Origin of the sequence: Zunongwangia pacifica, assembly GCF_023499215.1 — a bacterium.
Classification (GTDB): domain Bacteria; phylum Bacteroidota; class Bacteroidia; order Flavobacteriales; family Flavobacteriaceae; genus Zunongwangia; species Zunongwangia pacifica.
The window spans coordinates 68,851-94,674 of the sequence record NZ_JAKHSK010000016.1 but is presented as its reverse complement, the minus strand read 5'-3'; the positions used below and the strand labels follow the sequence as shown (position 1 = coordinate 94,674).

General features: G+C 35.5%; 24 protein-coding genes and 1 pseudogene. 18 read left to right on the top strand and 7 right to left on the bottom strand.

All coding sequences use genetic code 11. The features are described from left to right. Positions 1–74 precede the first annotated feature (74 nt). From L1967_RS12450 to L1967_RS12440, 3 genes are read right to left on the bottom strand one after another with little or no spacing between them, the layout of a single operon-like run. Positions 75–2,924, bottom strand: coding sequence for a M16 family metallopeptidase (locus tag L1967_RS12450; RefSeq protein WP_249601890.1), 2,850 nt, complete (start codon positions 2,922–2,924; stop codon positions 75–77). A 3-nt stretch (positions 2,925–2,927) separates the two neighbouring features. Continuing rightward, on the bottom strand, positions 2,928–4,322 hold the full coding sequence (locus L1967_RS12445; RefSeq protein WP_249601889.1) for a RagB/SusD family nutrient uptake outer membrane protein: 1,395 nt from the start codon (positions 4,320–4,322) through the stop codon (positions 2,928–2,930). Positions 4,323–4,332: 10 nt separating this feature from the next. Next, entirely contained in the window at positions 4,333–7,293 is a 2,961-nt protein-coding gene (locus L1967_RS12440) for a SusC/RagA family TonB-linked outer membrane protein (RefSeq protein ID WP_249601888.1), read from the bottom strand. 706 nt (positions 7,294–7,999) lie between these two features. Here L1967_RS12440 and L1967_RS12435 point away from each other — a divergent pair. The 5 genes from L1967_RS12435 to L1967_RS12415 all read left to right on the top strand — a co-directional run bounded on the left by L1967_RS12435 (position 8,000) and on the right by L1967_RS12415 (position 12,763). Continuing rightward, complete coding sequence (locus L1967_RS12435; protein ID WP_249601887.1) at positions 8,000–8,248, top strand: hypothetical protein; 249 nt, start codon at positions 8,000–8,002, stop codon at positions 8,246–8,248. A 1,711-nt stretch (positions 8,249–9,959) separates the two neighbouring features. After that, positions 9,960–10,421, top strand: coding sequence for a hypothetical protein (locus L1967_RS12430; RefSeq protein WP_249601886.1), 462 nt, complete (start codon positions 9,960–9,962; stop codon positions 10,419–10,421). A gap of 1 nt (position 10,422) precedes the next feature. Then, positions 10,423–11,238 (top strand): SMODS domain-containing nucleotidyltransferase, encoded by an 816-nt coding sequence (locus L1967_RS12425; RefSeq protein WP_249601885.1) that lies wholly within the window; start codon positions 10,423–10,425, stop codon positions 11,236–11,238. A 153-nt stretch (positions 11,239–11,391) separates the two neighbouring features. Next, positions 11,392–12,261 (top strand): hypothetical protein, encoded by an 870-nt coding sequence (locus L1967_RS12420; RefSeq protein ID WP_249601884.1) that lies wholly within the window; start codon positions 11,392–11,394, stop codon positions 12,259–12,261. Further along, the gene (locus tag L1967_RS12415; protein WP_249601883.1) at positions 12,254–12,763 is read left to right on the top strand and encodes a nucleotidyltransferase domain-containing protein; all 510 of its coding nucleotides are present in this window, start codon (positions 12,254–12,256) and stop codon (positions 12,761–12,763) included. The genes L1967_RS12420 and L1967_RS12415 overlap by 8 nt, the downstream gene beginning before the upstream one ends. 63 nt (positions 12,764–12,826) lie before the next feature. Here L1967_RS12415 and L1967_RS12410 read toward each other — a convergent pair whose 3' ends face one another. After that, on the bottom strand, positions 12,827–12,979 hold the full coding sequence (locus L1967_RS12410) for a hypothetical protein (protein WP_249601882.1): 153 nt from the start codon (positions 12,977–12,979) through the stop codon (positions 12,827–12,829). A gap of 145 nt (positions 12,980–13,124) precedes the next feature. Here L1967_RS12410 and L1967_RS12405 point away from each other — a divergent pair. The 4 genes and pseudogenes from L1967_RS12405 to L1967_RS12390 form a co-directional block, all read left to right on the top strand. Beyond that, positions 13,125–13,446: pseudogene (locus L1967_RS12405) on the top strand (transposase); the annotation flags it as partial. Positions 13,447–13,498: 52 nt separating this feature from the next. After that, on the top strand, positions 13,499–13,702 hold the full coding sequence (locus tag L1967_RS12400) for a helix-turn-helix transcriptional regulator (RefSeq protein ID WP_249601881.1): 204 nt from the start codon (positions 13,499–13,501) through the stop codon (positions 13,700–13,702). A 72-nt stretch (positions 13,703–13,774) separates the two neighbouring features. Next, positions 13,775–14,059 carry a hypothetical protein gene (locus L1967_RS12395; RefSeq protein ID WP_249601880.1) on the top strand — a complete coding sequence of 95 codons (285 nt, stop codon included), beginning with the start codon at positions 13,775–13,777 and terminating at the stop codon, positions 14,057–14,059. 325 nt (positions 14,060–14,384) lie between these two features. Then, on the top strand, positions 14,385–14,594 hold the full coding sequence (locus L1967_RS12390; RefSeq protein ID WP_249601879.1) for a hypothetical protein: 210 nt from the start codon (positions 14,385–14,387) through the stop codon (positions 14,592–14,594). Between the two features lie 14 nt (positions 14,595–14,608). On the opposite strand, the gene L1967_RS12385 is transcribed toward L1967_RS12390, so the two are convergent. Further along, the gene (locus L1967_RS12385) at positions 14,609–14,899 is read right to left on the bottom strand and encodes a hypothetical protein (RefSeq protein WP_072319141.1); all 291 of its coding nucleotides are present in this window, start codon (positions 14,897–14,899) and stop codon (positions 14,609–14,611) included. A gap of 73 nt (positions 14,900–14,972) precedes the next feature. On the opposite strand from L1967_RS12385, the gene L1967_RS12380 reads away from it, so the two are divergent. From L1967_RS12380 to mobC, 5 genes are all read left to right on the top strand, one after another. After that, positions 14,973–15,545 (top strand): AAA family ATPase, encoded by a 573-nt coding sequence (locus tag L1967_RS12380; RefSeq protein WP_249601878.1) that lies wholly within the window; start codon positions 14,973–14,975, stop codon positions 15,543–15,545. 100 nt (positions 15,546–15,645) lie between these two features. Then, positions 15,646–16,545 carry a toprim domain-containing protein gene (locus tag L1967_RS12375; protein ID WP_249601877.1) on the top strand — a complete coding sequence of 300 codons (900 nt, stop codon included), beginning with the start codon at positions 15,646–15,648 and terminating at the stop codon, positions 16,543–16,545. 237 nt (positions 16,546–16,782) lie between these two features. After that, a complete protein-coding gene (locus L1967_RS12370) occupies positions 16,783–17,172 on the top strand; it encodes a plasmid mobilization protein (RefSeq protein ID WP_013072827.1) in 390 nt (129 codons plus the stop codon). Then, positions 17,160–18,464: a relaxase/mobilization nuclease domain-containing protein gene (locus tag L1967_RS12365; protein ID WP_013072826.1), complete on the top strand. Its 1,305-nt coding sequence runs from the start codon at positions 17,160–17,162 to the stop codon at positions 18,462–18,464. Before L1967_RS12370 ends, L1967_RS12365 begins: the two co-directional genes overlap by 13 nt. Before the next feature lie 20 nt (positions 18,465–18,484). Beyond that, the gene (mobC, locus tag L1967_RS12360) at positions 18,485–20,470 is read left to right on the top strand and encodes a conjugal transfer protein MobC (RefSeq protein ID WP_041580061.1); all 1,986 of its coding nucleotides are present in this window, start codon (positions 18,485–18,487) and stop codon (positions 20,468–20,470) included. 504 nt (positions 20,471–20,974) lie between these two features. On the opposite strand, the gene L1967_RS12355 is transcribed toward mobC, so the two are convergent. Both L1967_RS12355 and L1967_RS12350 read right to left on the bottom strand, forming a co-directional pair. Continuing rightward, complete coding sequence (locus tag L1967_RS12355; RefSeq protein ID WP_249601876.1) at positions 20,975–21,448, bottom strand: hypothetical protein; 474 nt, start codon at positions 21,446–21,448, stop codon at positions 20,975–20,977. A gap of 159 nt (positions 21,449–21,607) precedes the next feature. Further along, entirely contained in the window at positions 21,608–22,033 is a 426-nt protein-coding gene (locus tag L1967_RS12350; protein ID WP_249601875.1) for a hypothetical protein, read from the bottom strand. A 74-nt stretch (positions 22,034–22,107) separates the two neighbouring features. Between L1967_RS12350 and istA the strand changes: the two genes are divergently transcribed. The 4 genes from istA (at position 22,108) to L1967_RS12335 (ending at position 25,773) form a co-directional block, all read left to right on the top strand. Next, a complete protein-coding gene (istA, locus tag L1967_RS12345) occupies positions 22,108–23,634 on the top strand; it encodes an IS21 family transposase (protein ID WP_228249460.1) in 1,527 nt (508 codons plus the stop codon). A gap of 7 nt (positions 23,635–23,641) precedes the next feature. Beyond that, on the top strand, positions 23,642–24,367 hold the full coding sequence (gene istB / locus L1967_RS12340) for an IS21-like element helper ATPase IstB (RefSeq protein WP_228249459.1): 726 nt from the start codon (positions 23,642–23,644) through the stop codon (positions 24,365–24,367). Positions 24,368–25,115: 748 nt separating this feature from the next. Beyond that, positions 25,116–25,274 (top strand): YkvA family protein, encoded by a 159-nt coding sequence (locus L1967_RS22485; RefSeq protein ID WP_220114933.1) that lies wholly within the window; start codon positions 25,116–25,118, stop codon positions 25,272–25,274. Between the two features lie 178 nt (positions 25,275–25,452). Continuing rightward, positions 25,453–25,773, top strand: coding sequence for a DUF6660 family protein (locus L1967_RS12335; protein WP_220114942.1), 321 nt, complete (start codon positions 25,453–25,455; stop codon positions 25,771–25,773). Positions 25,774–25,824 lie beyond the last annotated feature (51 nt).

The window sequence follows — 25,824 nt, the reverse complement described above, 5'->3', positions numbered from 1 at the left end:
ATTATTAAGTAGATTTGAAATATTAACCCATTGTAGTTGTTCTACAATGGGTTAATTATTAATAATGAAAAACATTATTCCATTTTTACTTCGTGCCTGAATTCCGGTTTTAAATATGTTTTAGCTGTCCGGACTACTTCCTCAAAAGTAAGGTTTTTGAGATAATTTTCTATGATTATTGATGCTACCGGAGGTTCCTCAAATCTGTAATAGCGATACAACTTCTTCGCAATATAAGAAGGCTGATTGAGTGCATGATGTGTGTAAATGGATCTTATTCCTGTTTTTTGATTTTCAAATACTTTCTCCGAAATATTACCCTTTTTTAAGTTTTCAATTATTTGATTTGTTTTTTCTCTTATGATAGGTAATTGTTCTGGTAAGCAGCTGAAACGGAACTGTATTTCAATTCGTTGTGTTCTTCTATCAAAATAGCCGCCGGCACTGAATCTATATAATGAAAGTTCTTCTTTATCCCTTAAGTCATAAATTAAACTATTAAGTACCATCCCTAAAACCCTTACTTTCAATTCTTCTTGCCAAATTTTTTGGTTTGAAACATTATTAACAAATCTTATTCCATAAAAGGAGTTTTTTGTTTGATACAGGTCAGAGGTACTTAGCTCATAATATTTGGGGCCAATAGGCGTGCCGATTACTTTGTTTTTTGCCTCGAAATTCATTTTTGAAGTGGAAGCTATATTCCCTATATATTTCTGAAAAGTAGCGACCACCTCATTACTATCAAAATCACCTGTAACGATAAATGTAAAATTTTCCATATTCCCAAATAGATCCAAGTAATTTCTATATGCGATATTCAAATTTACGCTTTGAGATGCTTTTACCAAATCTGAGGCTATGGGAAGCCTCGTGGAGTCTCTTGTTACTTTTTTCAAAGCATCAATCAGGTCGTTTGTGGGGTTTATAAAATGTGTAGCATCCTGTAAAAATCTTTTTTTCCAGTTTTCAAAAGCTACCTGGTCTTTACGAGGTTTTGTAAAATATAAATATAAAAGCTGAAGAAATTTATCTAGTTCTTTAATCGATACTTCAGATTCGAACCCACTTTCATTACTAAATATATAAGGGGTAAATCCCATTTTTATTGATTGCGTGTTTTCATAAAAATTCTTTAAGTCCTTGTTTTTATAAGATCCGACTCCTAAGCTTTTAATAACGGATGTAGCAAACATGGTACTATTATATTCTTCTTTCGGATAACAAGACGCCCCAAATGGTGAGAATCCTCGAATAGTTAAAGTATTGGAGTTTTCGCTCTTCAACGGTTTTAGAATGAGCTTAGATCCATTCTTTAGAGAATATACTTCGGTATCTAATTTACCTAATTTGGCGTATAATTTTTCCCCCTTTGGTAGAGAATCAATTTGGTCTCGGTTCATTAATCTTTTTATTTCAGATTTAGATTTATATGGAAGCACTTTTTCCATAGCTTTTTTCTGAATTATTTCCTGGGTTTTTTCTTTATAAAATAAAGGAGATTCGCTGTCTGAAGGAAATATCAAGCCCATTTTATCAGGTAAAGGTTTTATTATATCCTTTACTAAATGATTTATTTCTTCCTTAGGAAGTTTTGATAACCAATTTTTAATAATTTCTTTTTTATTGAGCGGGAGCACTTCGTGGTTTACAAAATAATTTTCTATTTCGTTTATCCAATATGAACTTTCCAAAGTATTATAAGATTCTATGGTTTTTAAACTATTATTTTTGGCGTTTTCAAATTCTTCCTCTGTAACCCCATATTCTATAAATTGTCTTAAAATATCTACAGTATTTTCCAACGCTACTACTTCATATTGCAATTCTGTATTTATAGTTATAGTTAGCATATCCGAAGGTATATCCCAAACAGGTGTGTACGAACTGGAAATAGTAGTTTTATTATCTACCTTAGAACTTTCGCTAAATCTTGTTTTAAGTATTTCCGTAATAAGTTCTCCCTTTATTTGTCTTTGTAGTCTACCTAAGCCTTTGTCCTCTTTTTTGTCGACCTTGTGCTTATAAAAAAGATACATGTTAACAGCGTTAAATGCATATTTAGAATTGCCATTTGATTTTCGAAAAACACTGGTGAAACTTTTTTCAATATTTGGTTTATTTCGTTCTTTTCTTTCAGGTTCTACTTCAATTTCTAAGGACTTTAATTCCTGGAAAATGGATTTAATGCTATCTTCTAGTTTTTCCGAATTTTCTATATTCCCAACAATCACCACAGCCATTCGTTGCGGTTGATACCATTTTTTATAAAATTTTTGTAAATCCTGATGGGGAAAATTTCTGTTATGCAAAGAAAAAGATTTGGTACTGTTAACTTCCGAAAAGAGGTTGCTATAAACCTCGTTATACGCTAATTTTTGAGCACGACTAGCCGCACTACCTCGATATTCCTGCAACAAAACACCTCTTTCCCTATCTATACTCTTTTGGGAAAGATCCAGACCTGTAGCAATGTCTTTAAACCAGAGTAAACCGGTATTTATTGCTTGCTTATTTTCATATGGAGCATTATAAAAATATCTTGTAACCCTTGCGCCCGTTCTTCCGTAAATATTATGCGGCTGCATATCAAGATGACTCAGTTCTTTAGAATTACCTTTAAGGCCGCTAGGAAAATTAGCGCTCGGTCTAAAGGATAGGTGTTCAATATGATGAGCAAAATTTAATTCATGCTGTTGTTGATTTAATGAACCGACTTTTACTAAAAAAATCATTCTGACGTGCTGGTTAGAGTTTTTGACAGGTTTTATAAAATAAGTAAGTCCGTTGTCCAAAACACCTGTTTTTATGTTTTTATCCAGAGTCCAATTATCTTCAGGATTATCATAAGTAGTTTGCGCAGACATGGATAGGCCCCATAAGAATATTAGACTGTAGACTACTAATGTTTTTAATAATTTCATAAGTTAATATCCGGGGTTTTGAGTTAGGTTAGGGTTTTTTATTCTTTCCTCTGCTGGGATAGGATAGTGCAGATCCGTATCTTCCCATAATGGATTATCCTCCCATATATTTTCATATCTGTCTGTTCGCTTGAGGTCTAACCATCTATGACCCCATTCGGTAAAAAATTCTTTTTTGCGTTGCTCCATTATTTCATCAAGGAGTACTTCGGTTTCTAGATTATCTGTATTGGAAAGTGGAGCCAGGCCAGCTCTATTTCGAATTGTATTAATATCGTCTATTGCACCCTTGTGATCATCTTGCATCAGTCTGGACTCAGCCCTTATTAAGAACTGTTCGGCTAGCCGAAGCACCATGGAATACTCTGTACTTGGCTGCTCATTACTATTCCATATTTTATATTTAAACGGGAAGTAAGCGTTAAGGCTTTCATTATAGCTAATCCAGTTTGACAATCGAAGATCGTCATCATTGAAATTTGCAATAAAATTTTCATTCAATTGAACACTTGCCAAGAATGAAAAAATAGGATCTATGATAAAAAAATTACCTTCATTGGTATGTGTCGTTGTTGCTCCGCTTCCTATGGGTGATATTTGCCATATAGCTTCTTGGCTATTAGCCAGAAAAACATCACTTAACTCTTCCAGTAGTATATAGGAGTTGTTCGAAATTACCCGGCTGCTCAACTCTTCAGCCTTTTGCCACTGCCGGTTATAGAGATGTACTCTGGATAGTAAAGCCATGGCAGTATACCTATTAACTTTAGTACGAATATCTTCGTTTTCGTCTGTTAGATTTTCAATGGCATCTTCTAAATCCAATATGATTTGTGCATAAATTTCCTCGGAATGAGTTCGATTGGCCAGTTGATTTTGCTCGTAGTCGGTGGTGAGTACAAGTGGAACTTCACCATAAAGGTTTACCAAATAAAAGTAGGTAAAAGCTCTCACGAACTTAGCCTCTCCCTGTAACTGATTTTTAACCTCAGAACCTATGGTTTCCGAAGACTGTAATCCTTCTAAAAAAGCATTTGTATTATAGATCATATTATAAGCACTAGTCCAGAGAAATAGGTTTGAGGTGTTCTCAGCGGAAATTTCGTGTTGCTGGAATTCCATTCGAACGAGATTGGTTTCCCTAATGTTCATTAGTAGGTTTCCCGAAAGGGCTCCTAAAACTGTTACGCTGTATTGTGTCCCGTTACTAAAAGAGGATCGGAATAACTCGTTATATATCCCTGTCATGGCGCTTCTGGCCGTTTCTTCACTATTAAAGACATCCTCTCTTATAATTTTATAATCGGGTGCGTCGACCTCTACAAAGTCTTCGCAAGCAATTAAAATGGAAGCCATAAAAACTACCATTGTTTGTTTTATTCTTTTTTTAGTTATCATAATTTTCTATTTAAAAATTAAACTGAAGACCGGCGGTTACTGTCCTAAGGTTCGCAAATGAAGTATTGGAATAGGATAATTCGGGATCTAAACCTTCATAAGGAGATATTGTAAAAAGATTCTGGCCTGTAAGAAAAATTTTCCCTTTCGTTAATAGGAATGATTTTAAAAGACTTTCCGGCAAATTATACCCTAACGAAAATGTTTTTAACCGTAAGAAGGAAGCATCCTGTATAGGTAAGTTCGAATTTAAGGCATTGGAATAAGCTTGATTAAATGCAGGTAACTGTGATATTCTTTGGATATCTCCGTTTGAATTTAAAGCATCCAAGACAACACGCCTTTGGTTGGTAGGTCTGCCTGCATTAAAGAATGAAGCCATACCTTCATGTTTTACATATTGCAATAAAAACTGGAGGCTAAAATTTTTAAAGCTGAGATTATTATTAATTCCGCCGTAATATTCTCTGGTTAAATCCTGGATTACGACCCTGTCCTCATAATCAAAACTTCCATCACCATTAATATCCGCAATTCTGTATAAACCCGTTTCCGGATCAATTCCTTCATATCGATATAAAAGGGATATGTTTACGGGGTGACCAATTCTATAGATATTTGCATAAGAAGACTGTTCAATATTCGGATAACTTACTAAGCTGTTTTTTGGAACACTAAAATTCAGGGAAGTCTGCCAACGAAAATTATCTAAGTTAAGATTGATTGAAGATAGCTCCAGTTCCCAACCACTATTCTCTACTGTGGCCGGAAGATTGGCCTGAACAGTGTTGAACCCTGTAATAGCAGGCAAAGGATATCCTACCAATTGGTTGGAAGAACGGTTACGATACCAGCTTATCGCAAGATTCAGTTTGTCTTCTAGAAACCCCAATTCCAGCGCAACTTCGAGTTTTTTATTAACTTCCCAAGAAAATGAAGGGTTAGCAAGGGAAACAGGATATAAGCCTCCGGGACCCGGAGTAGCTTGGTAGGCGTCCAAATAACCATAGTCGCCAATCTGATCATTTCCAGTAGTACCATAACTCCCCCTTAATTTCCCAAATGACAACAATGGCAGGGCATTTTCAATGAGCTCTTCCTCGGAGAAAATCCAAGCTGCACCTATTGCTCCGAAGTTTGAAAAACGGTTTTTCGGGCCGAATCGGGAAGATCCGTCACGTCGCCCCGTAAAATTTATAAATACTTTCTTCTTCCAATTTGTCCCTATCCGGGCAAAGGCTGCAGCATATCTGTATTGATTTGTTTGGCTTGAAGCATTAATTACTTGTTCGGCTGCATCTAAATTGCCAATAAGCGATTCGGTGACGTAACCGGCTCCCTGATATCTGACCTGACTATTAGTATTTTCCTGAAAAGTTCCGCCAATTATAACATCTAAATTGAAATCACCGAAATATTGATTGAAGATCAACTGAGGTTCCAAAATCCAAGATTTTCTATCGGAATTTAAATGAAAAGAATTGTTTGGTTCACCTGCGGAAGGATTATACGATCTGCCCGGGCGTTTCATTAACTCCTGACTTTCGTAATAAGTATAACCGGCATTCAATCGTATTTTTAGGCTGTTTAGAATTTGATAGGATATACCAAGGTTAGATAATAAGTTTCTGGTTTCCGTCCTTCCACGATTATAGTAACCGGCCAGAGGGTTTTCTAAATCAGCTACTGCCCATTCTTCCCAATTTAAACTGCCATCATTGTTAAAAAGTTCGGGTGCATTTGGAGGTAATAAAACCGTTGACGAACTTAAACTATTGCTCCAAAAGAGTTTATTGATGTCTACTCCGTAATTCGCAGAAAAATTGATTTTTAGTTTTTCATCTTCAGATAAATGATCAATGTTTAAATTACCGGTTATTTTGTTGTAAGTATTATCTCCTGGATAAACCGTTCCCTGAGAAAAATAAGAGCCGCCCAATCTAAAAAAAGTTTTATCATTCCCTCCTGAAAAGGAGAGATTGGCATTGGTAGTTTCAGCAGTGCCACCAAATAAAAAATCCTGCCAATCGGTGTATCGATCTTGATCCCATGTTACCAGATCATAAGCATTTTGTGCCGTAGGTTCAACCCTGTCATTTTCAAAAGCCAGTCTTCTTACTTCCAAATACTCTTGGGTGTTTAATAAATCCAGTCGATTGGGAACGGTGGTAACGCCGGTATATAATCTGGCTTCTAGACCCGATCTGCGTTGTTTACCCGTTTTAGTGGTGATCAAAACAACCCCGTTGGCCCCACGCGACCCGTATATCGCAGTAGCATCGGCATCCTTTAAAACTTCAATACTTTCAATATTGGAAACATTCAGGTTATTTAATGGGTCTAAACCAGCATTACCTATTATTGAATTTGTTTCTACAGGGGTGGAATTAACAGGAACACCGTCAATAATATATAACGGATAATTTCCTTCCTCTCTAAGACTATTAGTCCCTCTAATGCGAATGGTAGAAGCTGTTCCCGGATTACTTCCACCCGGTATGATTTCTACTCCTGCCATTCTTCCTTGCAATGCTTGTATTGGACTTACTACGGGTTGCAGTTCTATTTCTTCTCCGGTAACTCTTGCGATATTGCCCGTTCGCTCTCGCTCTGTTGTATTATAGTAGCCGGCGTTAATAACGACCTCGGATAAGGCATCGGTTGCCGGTTGCATCATTAAGTCTCCATTAAACCCGGGCGTGAGTTCTTTTTCTATGGTTTGATAGCCAACATAAGAGTAGAGAAGGGTATTACCAATGGAAGCCCTCAGACTATAATAACCATCCAAATTGGTCATAGTTCCGGCAGAGGTTCCTTTAATAAGGACATTCACTCCAGGAATAGGAAGGCCGTTTTGATCTGTGACCGTTCCGGTGATTTCTTGTTGTTGCAAGCTCGGGTGAGTAGGGGTTGCGGCATGTGCAGCTTTGGGCAGAATTAAGAGTATCCCACCTATAATTATTAGTGCCATGTATATATGGCACGGGTAATTATTTTTCATAATTTTACGTGTGATTTAAATGAAACAATGTTTTATTTAAGCTTAAGCCTTCCCCGTCCAGACGCCAATCTCACGGGGAAAAGCTTATGTTAAGCTAAAATCAAATTATCCCTATCCTCTAGATAAAGGAGTAGGGGGCATGACGGCTCCCTATAGCCGAAATTGCAATACTAACAATGTTCCCAAAGCCCTTAGGCTTTTCCCAACCCACACTGTACAAAATAGGGTTAACAGCACCCACGGGATGTTGTAAATTTTAGCCTGTCCCGCAACAAGCTTACGATTAGACATAAGATGTGATGACCAAAACTGTATATTTTGGGATTGCGAGACTTAAAAATTATAGAAAATCACTTTGAACATTATGAAGAGAAACGACCTATATTGCGAAATTAAAAAAGGGCGTGGAACTCAACTTAATGCATTAGAGGTACTGGTATACCTGTGTACAAATAAGCGATGATCCTACGCCCGGGTCGTAGGCATCCATACTTATCCTCTCGTACACATATAAAAATTACCAGTTTTCTAATGCGAGATTCAAAGCGAATGCTTCTAATATTTTTACTTTAAGAAGTTTCGCAAATATATCAATTTGAAGTAAATATAATAAAAAAATTTAATATTCGGATTTGAATCCGAGAAGTTTTACTGAGGTTTCATTTTTTTTGTATAAATGGTGGATCGAAATCTCAAAATAGTCGAATTTTTATATGAAAAATGGATTGGTAAAGTGGAGAATAATAGCGCTTTTGCCGACGAACATAATATAAATGAGAAAACTGTTCGATTAATTAAGGAGAGAAAAAGCTATAGAACAAGTATCGATACAATTATAAATATTTGCGAAGCTGAAAACATGAATTTATCTCAATTCTTTAAGGAAGTTGAGGAAATGTTTCCAGAAGTGAAGATTAATAAATAAACCGAAGTAATTTACTTATTCTTTGTATATCTTATGTTGGCAACATCCTCAAGTATACGTTTATTCTATATTCTTTTTTATTTTTCAATAAAGTACTCTGAAATGGATCAATTTGCTAAAGGTCTTAATAATAACAATAAATATTAATCTACAGAGTTTTTGATTTTTCCCATTACTAATTCCAGTTTTTTCTTCATTTTACGGTAAACCTTATTGTATGTATATAGAAAAAAAATATCTTTATAGTGTTGATATCCAGAAAATAAATACAATAAATGATTATTTTTATATGGATATAACGAGTTACCTGTAATTGCTCCAAAAACTCACTCAAGCCGGTGATGATGAAAATAAATGATACACAAGAAAACTCAGAATTGATAAAATAAATCCAGATTTTATAGAAATTGACTCAAACTCAAAAAAGTTGGTTATCAAAAAGCGAAAATCGATCAATGCAAAACCAGTTTTTTTAATCTTAAAATTTATCAGAAAAGCTAAATAAGAAAGCTTAGAACTTGAAAAGAATGTTTTGAGTTCAAAATAAAAAATTTAATCAGACGAAAAAAGAGCGAAAACAATCGAAAATCTATAGATTTGAAGCTTTTTTTAGTGGGAAATTAAATTTTAAAATGACAAAAATCAAAACGGATTATTTCCAAAAGAAAAATTGAAGAAAAAGAGAAAAATTCTCATAAAATTGGACCAAAAACTAATTGAAAAAAGTCAAATCGGTAAAAAATTGACTTTCACTCTGTGAAAAACAAAAATTGAAACTTCCAATAAAATAATAATCAAAAATTGATAAATTAGAATAAAAATATTAACGAATAAAAAGCAGAACGTGTCGCAAAAACAGGTAACAATGTATAATAGCAATTGCGGCTTTTTGTCCTACGGACAAAACCGCGCATGCATCAAATTCGATTTTTTTTTTGCTATCTTTATTCTAAACGAATCCGCAACTGACTATTATACAAAACCGTTACCTGTAATTGCTCCAAAAACTCACTCAGGCCGGTGATGATGAAAATAATTGATACACAAGAAAACTCAAAATTGATAAAATAAATCCTTATTCTATAGAAAACTCACTCAAAATCAAGAAGAAAATGGATACTCAAAAAGCGAAAAGCGATTAATTGAAAATCATTTTTAAAGCTTCATTTTATTCAAAAACAAAATTTCTGACAAAAAACTAAATAAGAAATCTTAGAATTCAAAAAGAATGTTTTGAGTTCAAAATAAAAAATTTACTCAGACGAAAAAGGAGTGAAAACAATCGAAAATCTACAGATTTAAAGTCTTTTTTAGCAGCAAATTAAATTTTAAAATGACAAAAATCAAATCGGATTATTTCCAAAAGAGAATTTGAGGAAAAAGAGAAAAATTCGCATAAAATTGGACCAAAAACTAATTGAAAAAAATCAAATCGGTAAAAAATTGACTTTCACTCTGCTCTGACAAATGAAAATTGAAACTTTCAATAAAATAATAATCAAAAATTGATAAATTAGGATAAAATTATTAACGGATAAAAAGCAGAACGTGTCGCAAAAACAGGTAACAATGTATAATAGCAATTGCGGCTTTTTGTCCTGCGGACAAAACTGCGCTTGCATTAAATTAGATGTTTTTTTGCTATCTTTATTCTAAACGAATCCGCAACTGACTATTATACAAAACCGTTGTGGTGCATTTATAAAAAAATATGAACAAAAAGATTATTAAAGAGTGGGGTGAAAACACAGCCTACGGTGCTAAAAGTCATTATAAGACAGCAGACTTAAAAAGAATTTTCTTAAAAAGTTTAATTGTTACAAATATCCTATTCGCTATATTTTCAATTTTAGAACTTGAACTACAATTAATCACAAAAATATTCGGAGTAGTTTCTTTAATTGCCTCAATACTTTTACTTATTTACGAATCGCAAGAAGACGAAAACACCATCAGTAGACATATGAAAATCGGTGATGAATATTTAAGTATTCATTATAAACTTCAAGAATTGTTTTATAAAGAAAGTTGTTCGGATGAAGAATTCGAGGAGGTCTCAAAAAAAATAGAAAGATTGAATAAAAAAGACAAACCGATAATAAATCAAATCGCAAAAAGAATGGCTGAGAGTGCAATTGAAAACAAAGGTGAAATGAAAAAATGGTGGAAATAATATGGCACTTTCTCTTAATAATTATCTAAAAGATCTATCATACAATTATTATTTAAAAAAGGATTCATACGAGATTAGCAGGATAAACACTTCTGTAGACAATATGCTTTCGAAATTAGATAAGGATTTTGAATACTTGCTTAGAAAAAGATTTGTTTTCGGATCATATAGCCGGGGCACAATACTTAGCCGGTCAATTGATATCAAATCGGATGTAGATATTATGGTTGTCTTTAAGCATTCTGAATATGAAAGAACTCCAGAAACTTACAGGGCATGGCTTAAGAATTTTGCAGATAAAAATTATAAAGATAGATATGGATCTGAGGTTTTAAAAAGTTTTCCAACTGTTACCGTTAGGCTAAACAATATAAATTTTGACTTAGTACCTGCTAAATTAGAAACAAATTGGTTGAATGAAGAAAAATTATTCATTCCAAGTAAAAATTTTTCTAGTAACTGGCAGGAAACAAATCCTTACGATGTAAAAGAAAAATTAGCGGAGGTCAACAAAAAGTATAATTACATTGTAAAAACAGTAATTCGATTAATGAAAGCTTGGAACGCAAAAAATGGCTATCCCTTTGATTCATATGATTTAGAAATGAAGGTGGCCGATATGAATTTTTACAACGATAATTATCAAACAGGATTTTTTTATGCAGTAAATCAATTATCTCTAGATTGGTCAGCTGCCCAGTCAAAAAAAGATAAGTTGAATAGTTTAAGGTATAATATTAGTAAAGTTAAAGATTACTTAGAGGCTTATGATTCTACGACTGCCAAATACTGGCTACACAAAGTTTTACCGTACTAATAAACGCACCACAACGGTTCATCGCCAATAGCGGCACCTTTAGAAAGAAAATAATTAACTTGACGAACATACCTGATGTAAGCAGACAAATCTGCGTCCCTACTCCCGCAACTTGCGGTAGGAGACTGTTCTCGGCAATTAAAATAAAAAACAATGGACAAAGAAAAAGACCAAGCAATTCATTTGAGCCTTGCAATAACAATGAGAGAGCTTTATAAAGTCTCGAATAGATTTGTCTATTGGTCATACTTTGTTCAAGCCCTACTTTTTGCGATTAATATTTACCTGATTTTGGCTAATCCGAGTGAAACGAATAGTTCAATTTGGGCTTTACTTGCATTCTCAATTGCTGTAATCATCCTAAGCATTTCATTGATATACAAGTCAAAAAAATATTACGAACTGGGTGAAAATGTAAGGAAAATGGATATGATTGAGAGAATTTTCCCCGATGCCGCCAATGGCACATCTAGGTCATATTTAATTTCAAGGCTACCGCGTTCAATATTAGAAAAGGCAAAAAAGAACCCTGATAAAAAGACTGATTATTATACCGATAGGGTAGATAAATATGAAAAGCTGATAGAAAATATTCAGCAAAATTGCTACTTCACTTCTGAAATAATGAGAAGTTATTCATTATTGATTTTATCAGTCATAATTGGAATTTCTGTACTATTAGCCGGCTCAATCATATATGGCTTTTTCATTTTATCAGAAAGTAATGCTGACCAGGAATTAAGCAAAAGTATTGCTGGATATTTAGCCTTACTAATAAATTTCATTTTTACTCTAAATATTATTGATCATTACATACTTTTTGACAAGAAAGCCAAAGAGTTAAAAAAAATTGACGAAAGCTTAAATTGGATAAAAAACAATCCTCATGAAGATGAAATAATTACTTCGTTTACCGAATATAATTGCATTCTCTGTAATGCATTGCCTTGTCCTGATTTTGCATATGACCGAATTAAAAAAAAAATAAATTTTGTCTGGGAAAATAGGGTTAACAATGATTAAGGACTTGTACAAGGATAGGATGATATTCTTTATCAACAGAATAGAGAATCATAAATTAAATTGGGCTTTAACTGGTTCTTATCGACTTTTTTTAGAAGGAGGAGAAGGAATAATTCGACCGAATGATATTGACATATTGACGGATAAAGAGGGGGCTAAGTCAATTAAAGAACTATTTGAAGAATACATTGCTAAACCTTTTGGATACTCAACTTCAGGAGGAATAAAATCATATTATGGACAATTGAAAATCGGAGAAATTGATTTTGATATCATGAGTGAAGTCTTCAATGAAGTGGACAGAGATTGGATTAGAATACCGAATTTGGAATGCGTGGAATATTTGACTCTTTTCAACAGAAGAATACCAGTTTTGCCACTTGAAATTGAAAGAAAAGTAAGTGAAATTTTGAATCGGAGAGAAAAACTCGATGCGATAAATAAAATAATTGAAAAAAAGAAAACTGCCGAGAATCGAGTGGATGGCTCTGCCAACAAATGACGGAGTACATCCCTCAAACCACTCAGCGTAAGGGTCTCGTACTGGGCGGTTCAACAATGAAACTCATCGATTGTAGTATTCGATTAGACTAACATAACCTTTCATTTTTAAGCGTTCTACGGTAATGGTGGTACGCAAAATAGGACTCTTGGCAACTGCCCAACCGCCCATTCTGGTACGGCTCCAAGCGTAGGCGTGGTCTGGGTTAATTCCCAACCGAATCAGGTTTTTCCGTTTTCGTTCGGGTTTTTTCCAGTGGTGCCAGATGTAATACCGTAAACGATTCCGCAGCCATTGTAAGCTTCCCCTAAAAGCGAACTGTTTAAAAGTATAATATTTTGCTTAATTTTAAACAGTAATTATGAAGAAGAGTAGATATTCACCACAACAAATCGCCAAGATTTTAAAGGAATTTGATAACGGCAAAACGGCCGCTGAGATCAGCCTGGAGTACAAAATCAGCACAGCTGCTTTTTACAAGTGGCGGAAACGCTATGGCGGTATGAACGGTAAAGAACTCAAGCGTTTAAAAGACCTTGAGGAAGAAAATCGAAGGCTCAAACAGATGTATGCTAATTTATCTCTGGATCATCAGATGGCCAAAGAGATTATTGAAAACCTGCCTGCCGGCAGGCAGGAAAGCTTTAAAGCCCAGCCGTAAACGAGTTATCACAAAAGAACTTCGTTAGGCTAGGGGAGGTAATAGTGAAAATAGAGAATAATAATCCAATTACGATGGATAAAAAAGAATACAAGGTTATGAAACTATTAGCTAAAGGGTATACCCAAAAAGAAGTAAGCCAAGAACTCAAAAAAAATGGCTATTCTGCCACATCTTTAAGTACCATCGAGAAACTACTAGCAAAATTACGGAAGCAATATAAAGTAAAAACCACTATTCAATTGTTTGTATTTTTGGTTAAGAAAGAGGTGCTATGAATCGTAAAGCCTTGCATATAATATTCCTTTTTTTAACTATGACTGCAAAGGTTAAATTTTAATAGAATTAATATGGAACAAGATAAAAAAACGATTGCAGAATTGACTATTTATTACAAAAAACAGCGTTTGACCAGCCTGATTTTTGATACTCAGCAGACCGCAGACAAATGCTGTGAAACTTTAAATATGCTATTTAATAAAAAAGGAGAAAAGGAATTTTCGTTTAGTGGAGAAATCAAGACAGTATATTCCGGTAGTAGTGTTGTTGAGGAAATTAAAGATTGGGAGGACGGGAAAATTGAGCCTAAAGGGACCCTTTTAGAAATGATAAAAATTCTGGATCGTTTAAATTAAACTTAAAATATAAGGAGTTTATTTTTATTAATTCATTTATTCTTAGAAGATTTTTAATTCAAAATAGCTCAGATAATTAAGTATAAATTTCCCTTTTCATCTAAGGCTCAAACAGCTATCTTAGTTAGAATATTCTTGAAGAGTTTTGCTTTGAGTCCAGCACTGAAAGTTGGGAACTTGCGATAACAGCTGGACAACAAGTGAAGAAAGCTCATGCTACTGCGTGGGTGCACTTATTGTTGTTGGGTTTCCTAAGACCTCAGTGCTATAAGTTGCTGCCTGCGCTATTTTAAATCAGGCGGTATTAATCCATAAAAATATTGATATGAAAGCAGCCGCCCAGCATTTTCCCGGATTTCATTATTCAGCTTCAGAACTCCTCAAATACATTACCGTAGCTAATGATTTTACCTTAATGCTATCCTCAGGAGAATTTATTAAATTTACTCCTATTAACGATTCATTATTTGAAGATTGGCTCATAGCAAATAAGGTTCAAAATATCAGAAAAGAAGAAGGCTGGATAACCGAATAACCAGCCTGAATACTTTACTTCCCTTTTCCTAACTCATTCAACTTTTCTTTGAGTTCAATAAGTCCGGCTTTTTCGAGATATTGACCGGCAATACTTTTCAATTCTACCAGGTTTTCTTCGGGCACATTAGATAGAAGTCCATCATTTTTCTCATCATCTTTCACGACTAATCCACGCTCAATTACATGGTTTAGTAATAGCACATTTTTACGTGAGATCCTCAAATCAATCTTCACTGTGTCATTCATGCCAGGGATACTTAAGATCGTATCATAAACTTTGGCTACATCATTTGTTGTCAACATAATCACACGTTTTAAATCATTCAACATTAATAACAAAAGTATTAAGAGTAAAAGAAATCATCCTCATCAAAATATGAAGGAGATAATTATTAGAACTATGAAAAACAAATCAAGCGCTATTATTATTACAGGAGGTCCCGGAATGGGAAAGACATCCGTGTTAGAACAACTTTCAGTTATGGGATATCATTCCGTTGAAGAAACTGGTAGAAGCATTATCCAAAAAGAACTGAAAACAGATGGAAATCGTTTACCTTGGCTTGATAAAGAAGGATTTGCAATGGCTATGTTTCGGCAATCCCTCAAAGATTTTCAGAATGTGTCGGAGAAGTGTGGATTAACATTTTTTGACCGTGGTATTCCAGATGTCATTGGATACCTAAAACTTTGCAATATTTCCATTCCTGAAACAATGTGGCAGGCAGAAAAAGAAAACCAATATCATCCTATGGTTTTTATAACTACACCTTGGAAAGCTATTTATGTAAATGATGCCGAGAGAAAACAGACTTTTGAAGAAGCAGTTGCCACGTATCATATAATGAAGGAAACCTATTATTTCTTGGGATATGAATTGGTTGAATTGCCTAAAACTACAGTTTTAAAAAGAGCAAAAATCATTCTTAATTATCTTTTAACCTATTGACTACCATCCCATTCAAAATATAATGAGGATAGGTAGAAGCCATAGCACTTGTTTAACTTTATGTCCGTGAACTGAATAGTGAAGATGAAAATGTGCGGTTATGGATTTCAGGAAACAAAAACTTTCCATTGTGGAAGCTAAGGAAATGGATATGGTTCAGTACCTGTCCTTGTTAGGTTATGAGCCTTCAAAAATCAGAAACAATGACTATTGGTATGTTTCACCATTACGGCAGGAAAAGACACCCTCTTTTAAGGTAAATCGAATGCTGAACCGATGGTATGATCATGGACTTGGTAAGGGAGGTAATATTATCGATTTCGGGATTCAATATTACAGTTGTTCCGTTGGAGAATTTCTAAAAAAATTGGATGGTGGTTTTTCTTTTCAAAAGCCCTTAAAAAATAGTCCTAAAATAAAAAATGAACCGGAGCATCCACTTAAAATTTTAAAAGAGGTTGCGCTTAATTCTTACCCGTTAATCCGCTACTTGGAACAACGAAAAATCCCTGTTGAAATTGCAACCCGATATTGCCAGGAAGTACATTATGAGCTGAATGCCAAAAACTATTACGGAATTGGTTTTAAAAATGATTCCGGCGGCTTTGAAATACGTAATCCTTATTTCAAAGCCAGCAGTACTCCCAAGGATATGACCACTATAAAAAATAGTTCTAAAGAGGTGGCAGTTTTCGAAGGTTTTACCGATTTTTTATCCCTTAGAGCCCTCCACAAAAACCTTCCTGAAAATAGTCAGGATTTTGTGGTTTTAAATTCGGTTTCCTTCTTTGAAAGAGCACGCCCGTTTATGGAGGAACATCAGGTGATTCGACTGTACCTGGATAGGGATGCCACTGGACAAAATCTTACCCAGCGTGCACTTTCAATGAATACAAAATATATTGATAAAAGCACCTTATACAAAAATCATAAGGATCTTAATGATTGGTTGGTGGGTATAGGAAAGCAGCAGAAAAAACGCTTAGGGAATAAACTGTAAAAGTGTTGCTAAGCATTTTTTGAAAACTTCACTATTTAGAAAGTCGCCAAAACTCCTGAAAGTGAATGATAAGCTACTGGCAGACTTTGGTAAAAACGATGAGTTTGCCACGTTCCTGCAAACGGCAAGATGAACGGTTGTTTAACAACCGACATCTTGCTGCCTATCACTCGGAACTCGTGGGCAGGGCGTATAGAATGAATTTTTGAGTTTGATAACAGGATAAAGGAGAATGAGATGGAAGGAAAAAAATCAAACAGAACACGCATTATCGGGCTGCGTTTGACACCCGATGAGTATGAAAAAATTGAAAAGAAATGGCAAAACAGCACCTGCCGAAAGCTAAGCGAATATGTCCGTCACAGCCTTTTTGAAAAGCCCATTGTAACTACCTACCGCAACCAATCTGCCGATGATTTTATGGTGGAGATGGGTAAACTTAGAAAGGAACTTAACCATGTGGGGAACAACTTTAATCAGGCGGTAAAAAAGCTGCATACACTTCATGGAATTGCGGAATTTAAAAACTGGCTGATCACCTACGAAGTGGAAAAAAGAACCCTGTTCAATAAGGTGGATGAGATTAAAACTCATATCAAAAAAATGGCAGAGATATGGTTGCAGTAATTAAAACAGGACACTCCATTCACCGCATTTTAAACTACAATGAGAACAAGGTAAAGCAGGGAGTAGCCGAGTGTATCGGAGCAGGAAATTACCCTGTTGACCCGGATAAAATGAGCTTTACCATGAAGCTCAATCGCTTCCTAAAACAGATGGAATTAAATGAAAAAACCAAGCGGAATAGTGTCCATATTTCTCTCAATTTTGATGTTTCAGAAAAGCATTTACCTAAACAAAAACTGCTTGAAATAGCCAATGGTTATCTGGATAAAATCGGTTTCGGTGAACAACCTTATCTGGTCTATCAACATCACGATGCAGGGCATCCGCACATCCATTTGGTGACTACTAATATTGAAGCGGACGGCAAGCGAATTGACTTGCACCATTTGGGTATTCGTAAATCTGAACCAGCTCGAAAAGCATTGGAAAAAGAGTTTGGTTTGGTGCAGGCTGAAGCCCAAAAAAAAGATGAAAATTATCAGTTAAAACCCATAGTTGTAGGCAAGGCAATGTATGGCAAATCGCAAACCAAAATGGCTATTCAGAACATTCTGGAAAATGTGTTGAATCCATACAAATATACCAGCCTTCCGGAACTAAATGCAGTACTCAATCAATATAATGTAAAAGCAGAACGAGGAACGGAAAATTCAAAGGTTTATCAAACTGGCGGATTGTTATACCGGGTGCTGGATGCGGATGGGAATGCGGTAGGTGTCCCTATCAAAGCCAGCCTGTTTTATAATAAACCAACTTTGAAATTTCTGGAGCAGAAATTCAAAGAAAATGCCACTAAACGAACACCTTTTAAAAGACGGATAAAAAATGCGGTGGATAAGAAATTGTTATCAAAAAAGATATCCATTCCAGAACTTATATCTGCATTGGAAAAACAGGGTATCCATACTGTGCTTAGGCAAAACGCTAACGGAATTTTATACGGAATCACCTATGTAGATCACCAAACCAAATGTGTTTTTAACGGAAGTGTTTTGGGCAAAGCCTATAGTGCCAAAGCTATTCAGGAAAGGTGTTTACCGGAAAGGGTTTCAGGACAGGATTTGCTAAGGCATCCCGACCCGAAACAAACCATTGGGTTACAGCCACAGACTGCCGCTGCGGCAGAAACCAAAGAAGTTGATAAAGAATATCAATCTGTTTCCATATTAACAGGAAAAGAAAATGTATTGGAGGTTTTAACCCAGGCAGAAAACACCTCGAATTATTTACCTAATCAGCTTAAAAAGAAACGTAAAAAGAAGAAAAAAAGAAACCTGAATAATAATCAGTAAAAAAAATTAAAGCTATGGCAATGCACACCGGAGAAAATGAACAGGCGCTGAGAAAGATACTGGATATGACCAGGCTCATCAGCATTTCCATTTTAATCATCCATTTCTATTACTACTGTTACAGGGCATTTGAAATATGGGGATGGAGCAGCACTTTTAGTGACCGTATTTTAAGCAATATTTATAAGACGGGATTATTCAGCAGTTTTCACAAATCGAAATTAATTGCACTTTGTTTTTTGGGTATATCCCTTTTAGGAGCCAAAGGGAAAAAGGATGAGAAATTAAATAATAGAACAGCATTTGCTTATCTGATTACCGGACTGCTTATTTATTCTATCAGCTATCTGTGTATGAAGCTGAACATACCAATGGTGACCACTGCTATCCTGTATATGGCACTCACAGGAATAGGCTTTCTACTGGTATTGACGGGAGGAACTTTACTTTCCCGAATCATAAGGGACAAACTCAATAACAAGGATATTTTTAATAAGGAAAATGAAACCTTTCCACAGGAAGAACGATTGCTGGAAAATGAATATTCCATTAACCTTCCTGCCCAATATCAATTAAAGGATAAGCATCGGAAAAGTTGGGTCAATATCATTAATCCATTTCGGGCGATTATGGTATTGGGAACACCCGGTTCCGGAAAATCTTACTTTGTCATACGCCATGTGATTACCCAGCATATTCGGAAAGGGTTTAGTATGTTCGTATATGACTTTAAGTTTGATGACCTTTCCAAAATAGCTTATAACACCTGGCTTAAAAATCAACATCGATACATCAAGCCACCAGCATTTTATGTGATTAATTTTGATGATCTCACCCGGAGCCATCGATGCAATCCCTTGGAACCTTCAGCTATGACCGATATTACCGATGCGGCAGAAAGTGCCCGTACCATTTTGATGGGGTTAAACAGGGAATGGATCAAACGTCAGGGAGACTTCTTTGTGGAATCTCCGATTAACTTTCTGACGGCTATTATCTGGTATCTGAAAAAATACAAGGATGGAGAATTTTGCACCTTGCCGCATGTAATAGAATTGATGCAGGTAGATTATGATAGCCTATTTTCTTTGCTTCGTACCGAAAAGGAAATTGAAGTACTGATAAATCCTTTTGTTAACGCTTATTTGAATGATGTCATGGAACAATTGGAAGGCCAGATAGCTTCGGCAAAAGTGGCGATGGCAAGGCTTTCATCCCCGCAATTGTATTATGTGCTATCGGGAAATGATTTTAATCTGGATATTAATAATCCGGATGATCCAAAGATTGTGTGTATGGGGAACAATCCGCAGAAAATACAAATTTATGGAGCGGTATTATCGCTTTATGTAAACCGATTAATTAAGCTGGTGAACAAAAAAGGGAAGCTAAAGAGCAGCCTTATTTTTGATGAGTTCCCGACCATCTACCTGAACAATATGGACAGCCTGATCGCTACTGCACGAAGCAATAAGGTTTCTACCTGTCTGGGCATTCAGGATTTTAGTCAGCTCCGCAAAGATTACGGCCGTGAACAGGCAGATGTGATTATGAATATTACTGGGAATATTGTTAGTGGTCAGGTGACAGGTGATACCGCTAAACAATTATCGGAACGCTTTGGTAAAATCATGCAGGACAGGGAAAGTTATTCCATCAACAGCGGAGATACCTCGATTAGTCGATCCAAACAATTGGAAGTAGCGATACCACCTTCCAAAATCTCAAGTTTAAGCTCTGGTGAATTTGTGGGCATGGTAACGGATAATCCTGATTGTAAGATTGACTTGAAAGCTTTCCATTGCGAGATTATCAATGACCATGATAGCCTTAAGCGTGAGGAACAAAATTACCAGGACATTGAAGTGATCCGAAAGTTGGATTCGGGCATGGTACAGCGGAATTATTTCCAAATCAAACAGGATATTCAAGATATTATCCAATCGGAAATGGAACGGTTACTAAATGATCCGGGACTGAGCCATTTGGTGGTGAGGAAAGGTTAAAATGATTTTTAAGAAGTCGGGGTGGCAGGAAATCTAAACCAAAAGTTTTGGTAGGATTTACGCCACTTTATCGTCGAATTTTAGTAAGCATTCACCGAATCATTCATTAAATCCAAAAGAGCTTAAAAAGCGACAAAATTTATGCGCCTATATGATTCAAATATAAAAATTTATAAGGTTTTGATACTAAAAATGACTAAGATTCTTAAAAAAATTCTTTATTTACATTAATCATATTGCATATTTACGAACAATTCGGTTTCAAGAAAAGTTTGTAATACCCCAAATATTCGGGTAAACGTGTAAAAACTGGTGCAGCCCAGCTTGCCCGGTTCAATCATTATCAAAACCTCGAAGGAGCGTTTAAAAGCAGCCTCCTAAACAGTCTATTTTTTGAAGGATACAATTCCACCTTTAAATAATAAACCGCTTAAAACGGTTTATTTGGATGAGGATTTCTAGGAATTATTAGCTTTTGCAACGGTTACCGCTTTTGTGTGTAGGCTATTTATTTCCATTTAGTTTTATAGTCAGTCCGAATAAAATCCCAACAAGAATTGCTGGAATAATTCCGTACATTAAAATCCAATACATTGGTTTGAAAATGTAATCGTAAAAAGGATTACTAAATCCGCCAATATTGTCAATTCCCTCTTGGAAAAAACCGATTAGACTTGTCAAAAAGGTAGCTGTAACCAAAGTCAGAATTCCGTATTTAACTCCAGTCAGAATATAGTTCCGCTTTTTTACAAGAATTTCAATCCCAGCTTTTTTTCCGAAAAAGTTTCCCATTCCGTAAAAGAATGCAATTCCCATTATTACATTAAACCAAAATCCGATGTCAAAAATCCACATAAAAGATTTTGAAGTTCCGTCCCAAAATATCCAAGTCGGAATTAAGTATGCTAAAACAATTCCGATTGACACAGATATTGTTGCAACTTTAATTCCAATTTTTTTCGCACGTTCTTTTGTCATTTACGATGCTTTTTTTCAGCTTACACACAAATGTTATCGTAAGTTGCGGGAGTAGGGTCTCGGACTTGTCGGATTAACCATTTTCTTTCCTTGTTTCTAAAATTACACTTTTTCGGCTGAATCCGTTATTTGCGATTAACTGATGTTGGCGAGTCGTTTTTATACTATTTCCTTACTAAATCTCTCCTCAACTTGGATTTCAATTTGAGCCTTTCTAGTTTCGTTCAATTTTGCTAATCTTGGTTTCGTAACTCCAAATGACGTTAGAATCCATAAAAGTACACTTACAGCAATTGTTATGATGTAATTTTCAAAAGCTGATTGTGAGGTTTCTTGTTGAAGTATATAAACTGCTAAAAGAGCCAAGGATGTCACAGCAAGGGGGATTATGAGAAACCAAATAATCCGGCTGAATAAAACTTTTCGATCATAGCTTCTAATTTCTTCTCTTCGAATTCTGTTTTTTAAAGCTTCTTCTGTCTTGGACTGCAAAAAACGGCTATATTGAGCCACCCACAGCGGATTAAAGTGAGCATAGCGCGGCGGATGAAACTGAGCCACCTGCAGCGGACGAAAGTGAGCCACTAAAAAATCGATTCTATTTGTACGGCATTACGGATCTTTTAATGAAAAAGATCATGGCCAATAAACAAATAGATATGCGAAAAGTAAAACAGATATTTAAGCTTTACTCAGAAGGTGTTAGCAAACGAAAAATAAGCCTTCAGTTAGGTATCTCGCGCAATACCATTGTTAAGTACATCGATTTCTTCAAGCGTTATCAGCTTACAGGCTATGAAGTCTCAGCTATGACCTTAGAAGAGTTGGACAGGCTTTTTAAATCCGACCAAAAACCTAAGCCAGAACAACTTGTCATATTAGAAAAGTACTTCCCTTATTTTGATAAGGAACTTCGTAAAACTGGTGTCACTAAAGAACTTTTATGGCAGGAATACTACACAAAACACCCTGATGGATATAAGTTATCCCAGTTTAGATACTGGTATCGCGAGTGGACCAAGGAAGTGTCTCCAGTGATGCATTTTACCCATAAAGCCGGTGATAAATTATTTATAGATTTTACAGGAAAGAAACTCTCCATTGTAGACAAGCATACCGGTGAGATCCAGGACTTAGAAGTTTTTGTCTGTGTTTTGGGTAGTAGCCAGTATGCTTACGTAGAAGCCTGTGAGAGCCAGAAGAAAGAAGACTTTATGGCTTGTGTAGAAAATGCGCTTTGGTTCTATGAAGGAGTGCCCCAGGCCTTGGTTCCCGACAATCTTCGGGCAGCCGTTAGTAAAAGTAGTCGCTACGAGCCCAGAGTTAATGCCGATTTTGCTGATTTTGCAGAGTATTACGAAACCGCAGTGCTCCCCACAAGAGCATACAGACCTCGGGATAAGGCCATTGTAGAAAATGCGGTTCGCATCATATACACACGTGTATTTGCTCCACTTCGCAATCAAACCTTCCATAGTATAGCAGAACTTAATAAAGCTATATTAGAACAGCTTAAAAAGCATAATGCCATGTCTTTTAGGGGACGCGAGTACTCTAGATATTCTCTATTCAAAGAAATAGAGAAACAGGCCCTGAAACCATTGCCTGAAAAACGTTATGAAATTAAGAGGCAGTCCAGAGCTACCGTTCATAAAAATAGTCATATCTACTTCAGTAAAGATAAGCATTATTACAGCGTGCCCTACCAGCACATAGGTAAGCGTGTTAAGGTTATATACTCGGAAAGTGTTATAGAGATTTACCACCAGAATGAACTCTTAACCTTCCATGCCAGAGAGCGCCAGAAATATAGTTATACCACCATAAAGGAACACATGCCTTCGCACCATAGGTTTGTTAGTGAATGGAGCAGTGAAAAGTTTATCGACTGGGCTAGTCAAATAGGTGTGTATTGCCATACCATGATTATTGAAATTTTAGATAAAAAACAACATCCGGAGCAATCTTACAAATCCTGTTTAGGCATCCTTCATCTGGCTAAAAAAGTAGGAAAACAACGACTGGACAACGCCTGTAAACGGGCGTTAGACTATAACTCATACAATTATAATATGATAGATAGAATCCTGAAAAACGGATGGGATGAACTCGATGAAGAAGACACAGAAGCGTCTATAGATATCCCTAATCATAAGAACATCAGAGGCAGTCATTATTACAAATAAATAGATTATGAATACAAAAACATTAGAACAAATGAAGCAACTAAGGCTCTTTGGCATGCACAGAGCTTTTGAAAGTAGTTTAGCACCTGAGAGCATCAATTACACCAGTGATGAACTCATAGCATATCTTACCCAATCCGAATGGGATGATCGTCAAAATCGTAAAATAGACCGCTTGACAAAGTCAGCACATTTTAGGTATAATGCGGTTATAGAAGCTATAGATTACGATCCTTCAAGAGTACTTGATAAGAACCAGATCCAGCGTTTTGCCAGCTGCGATTTTATTAAGAATAACCAAAATATCCTCATAACAGGTAGTACTGGGGCTGGAAAAAGTTATATGGCCTCAGCTATAGGCCATCAAGCCTGTTCTCTTGGGTACAAGGTGGTTTATTACAACGCTAATAAGCTTTTTACCTTATTAAAAACAGCTAAAGCTGATGGCTCATATTTAAAGATGATTAGTAAACTGGAAAAACAAGATCTATTAATCTTGGATGACTTTGGACTTAAAGCTCTGGATAATATTAATCGACATGCTTTAATGGAAATTATTGAAGATCGCCATGGTAAACGCAGTACTATTATTGCTTCTCAATTACCTGTGGAAGCCTGGCATAAAATGATAGGAGAACAAACTATTGCTGATGCCATTTTGGATCGGCTTGTTCACACAGCTCACCGTATCGATATTAAGGGAGAGTCGATGCGTAAAAAATTAAAAAAATAACACTAAATTTAACCACAAATGAATCGATTTTGAGCACTTAGTTTACTATGCTCAGTTTGACCCGCCGCGGGTGGCTCAGTTTGTCCGCCCTATCCAATAAAGGAGGGCTTCTTCCGGCTTGTTTTTTTTCTTACGGATGAAAAAAGAAATCATAAATGTTTGAGTGGTACGCATCGTTTTGTTTTTTAAATGAAACAATAATTAAGGGTTGAAAGCCAAAACGATCAATATGTACTAAGGGTCATGGGGCTAATCAAGTTACAAAAAATAAGCTCACGATTAACTCACGAAAAACACCAAAACTCACGAATAACTCACATTATAGCTGGTGAAGTTTGGTGGAATTTAACGCATTAAAAAAGGGTAACTATATGAAAACCATATAATTACCCTTAATTAACCAAAATTTGGTAGTTTAAAAAGTCGGGGTGGCAGAACTAAATTACCACTAGACAATATTTTAATAACCAGACACTTACATTGTTTCAATAAAATCAGGTAACCGGATAGGTAACCTTTGCACCGATTTTATTCGTAAATGCAAAGATATATGATTATCTTAAACTAAAAGACAATAAATAGAATCAATTTCTATTTGGCATCCCCTTTGTGCAACAATTCTTAAGTATTTTGAACAGGCCTATGTATTATTAAAAATTTAAAAACCTGGGGGAATAACCTAAAGCAGCGAATAGTGATGCTCCATTTGATTTCGAAAGAAAAGCGAACTCCCTGATAAGCCGAACTTTTGATTTTTATAATTATCGGTTATGCGTTAAGTCCAATTGATGTTAATCCTGATTTCATCCCGATAATTGGATATCTTGACGGCCTAATCTTACTACCGATTGGAATTTATTTCATCGTAAGGTTTATTCCTGAAGATGTAAAGTGTTTGATAAATTAAAAGAACTACCAACAATTGGGTGATCGGGGCCATCATTATTCTATTTTGCCTGTTCATTGTTGTACAGATTTTCGCAATTATTTCAAGATTTGAAATAAATGAATATCCTTTAACAACGTACTCATTATATTTTTGCACAATCTGTGCATTGATTTTCTTTTATCTTTGTAGTGTGAAAATGATCGCTGTCATATTATCTCTATATATATTCGGGCTTAACTTATTAGCCTGTAATGATAGTGATACTTCACAAGTGATTTCTGATTCAGAAGTAACAGTGGTTGCTACGCAGAATTTAGATATCGACCATTCACATGATAAAGTAGCAGATTTATGCCCTCCTTTTTGTAGTTGTCATTGCTGCCATGTGCATACAGTAGATTTCGGTTCTTCAAATTTCAAGGCTTTGATTATTGAAATTCCATCAAAAGCCTTTGTCCATTTTGACAGCTCAGTGGAAGAACCTATTCTTTCCTTTTTAGATCCCCCAAAAGTTTAATTCAGTTTTTTTAAAGGATAATTATATCCTTTTTTGACCAAATCCTGGTTC

Bases quoted from the DNA above. Each gene is read 5' to 3' on its own strand.
- L1967_RS12440 (WP_249601888.1), bottom strand. From the start codon at position 7,293: ATGGCACTAATAATTATAGGTGGGATACTCTTAATTCTGCCCAAAGCT.
- L1967_RS12365 (WP_013072826.1), top strand. From the start codon at position 17,160: ATGGTTGCAGTAATTAAAACAGGACACTCCATTCACCGCATTTTAAAC.
- L1967_RS12380 (WP_249601878.1), top strand. From the start codon at position 14,973: ATGAAGGAGATAATTATTAGAACTATGAAAAACAAATCAAGCGCTATT.
- L1967_RS12385 (WP_072319141.1), bottom strand. From the start codon at position 14,899: ATGTTGACAACAAATGATGTAGCCAAAGTTTATGATACGATCTTAAGT.
- L1967_RS12375 (WP_249601877.1), top strand. From the start codon at position 15,646: ATGGATTTCAGGAAACAAAAACTTTCCATTGTGGAAGCTAAGGAAATG.
- istA (WP_228249460.1), top strand. From the start codon at position 22,108: ATGCGAAAAGTAAAACAGATATTTAAGCTTTACTCAGAAGGTGTTAGC.
- L1967_RS12395 (WP_249601880.1), top strand. From the start codon at position 13,775: ATGGAACAAGATAAAAAAACGATTGCAGAATTGACTATTTATTACAAA.
- istB (WP_228249459.1), top strand. From the start codon at position 23,642: ATGAATACAAAAACATTAGAACAAATGAAGCAACTAAGGCTCTTTGGC.
- L1967_RS12445 (WP_249601889.1), bottom strand. From the start codon at position 4,322: ATGATAACTAAAAAAAGAATAAAACAAACAATGGTAGTTTTTATGGCT.
- L1967_RS12400 (WP_249601881.1), top strand. From the start codon at position 13,499: ATGGATAAAAAAGAATACAAGGTTATGAAACTATTAGCTAAAGGGTAT.
- L1967_RS12415 (WP_249601883.1), top strand. From the start codon at position 12,254: ATGATTAAGGACTTGTACAAGGATAGGATGATATTCTTTATCAACAGA.
- L1967_RS12420 (WP_249601884.1), top strand. From the start codon at position 11,392: ATGGACAAAGAAAAAGACCAAGCAATTCATTTGAGCCTTGCAATAACA.
- L1967_RS12370 (WP_013072827.1), top strand. From the start codon at position 16,783: ATGGAAGGAAAAAAATCAAACAGAACACGCATTATCGGGCTGCGTTTG.
- L1967_RS12425 (WP_249601885.1), top strand. From the start codon at position 10,423: ATGGCACTTTCTCTTAATAATTATCTAAAAGATCTATCATACAATTAT.
- mobC (WP_041580061.1), top strand. From the start codon at position 18,485: ATGCACACCGGAGAAAATGAACAGGCGCTGAGAAAGATACTGGATATG.
- L1967_RS12450 (WP_249601890.1), bottom strand. From the start codon at position 2,924: ATGAAATTATTAAAAACATTAGTAGTCTACAGTCTAATATTCTTATGG.
- L1967_RS12390 (WP_249601879.1), top strand. From the start codon at position 14,385: ATGAAAGCAGCCGCCCAGCATTTTCCCGGATTTCATTATTCAGCTTCA.
- L1967_RS12435 (WP_249601887.1), top strand. From the start codon at position 8,000: ATGGTGGATCGAAATCTCAAAATAGTCGAATTTTTATATGAAAAATGG.
- L1967_RS12430 (WP_249601886.1), top strand. From the start codon at position 9,960: ATGAACAAAAAGATTATTAAAGAGTGGGGTGAAAACACAGCCTACGGT.
- L1967_RS12355 (WP_249601876.1), bottom strand. From the start codon at position 21,448: ATGACAAAAGAACGTGCGAAAAAAATTGGAATTAAAGTTGCAACAATA.
- L1967_RS12335 (WP_220114942.1), top strand. From the start codon at position 25,453: ATGATCGCTGTCATATTATCTCTATATATATTCGGGCTTAACTTATTA.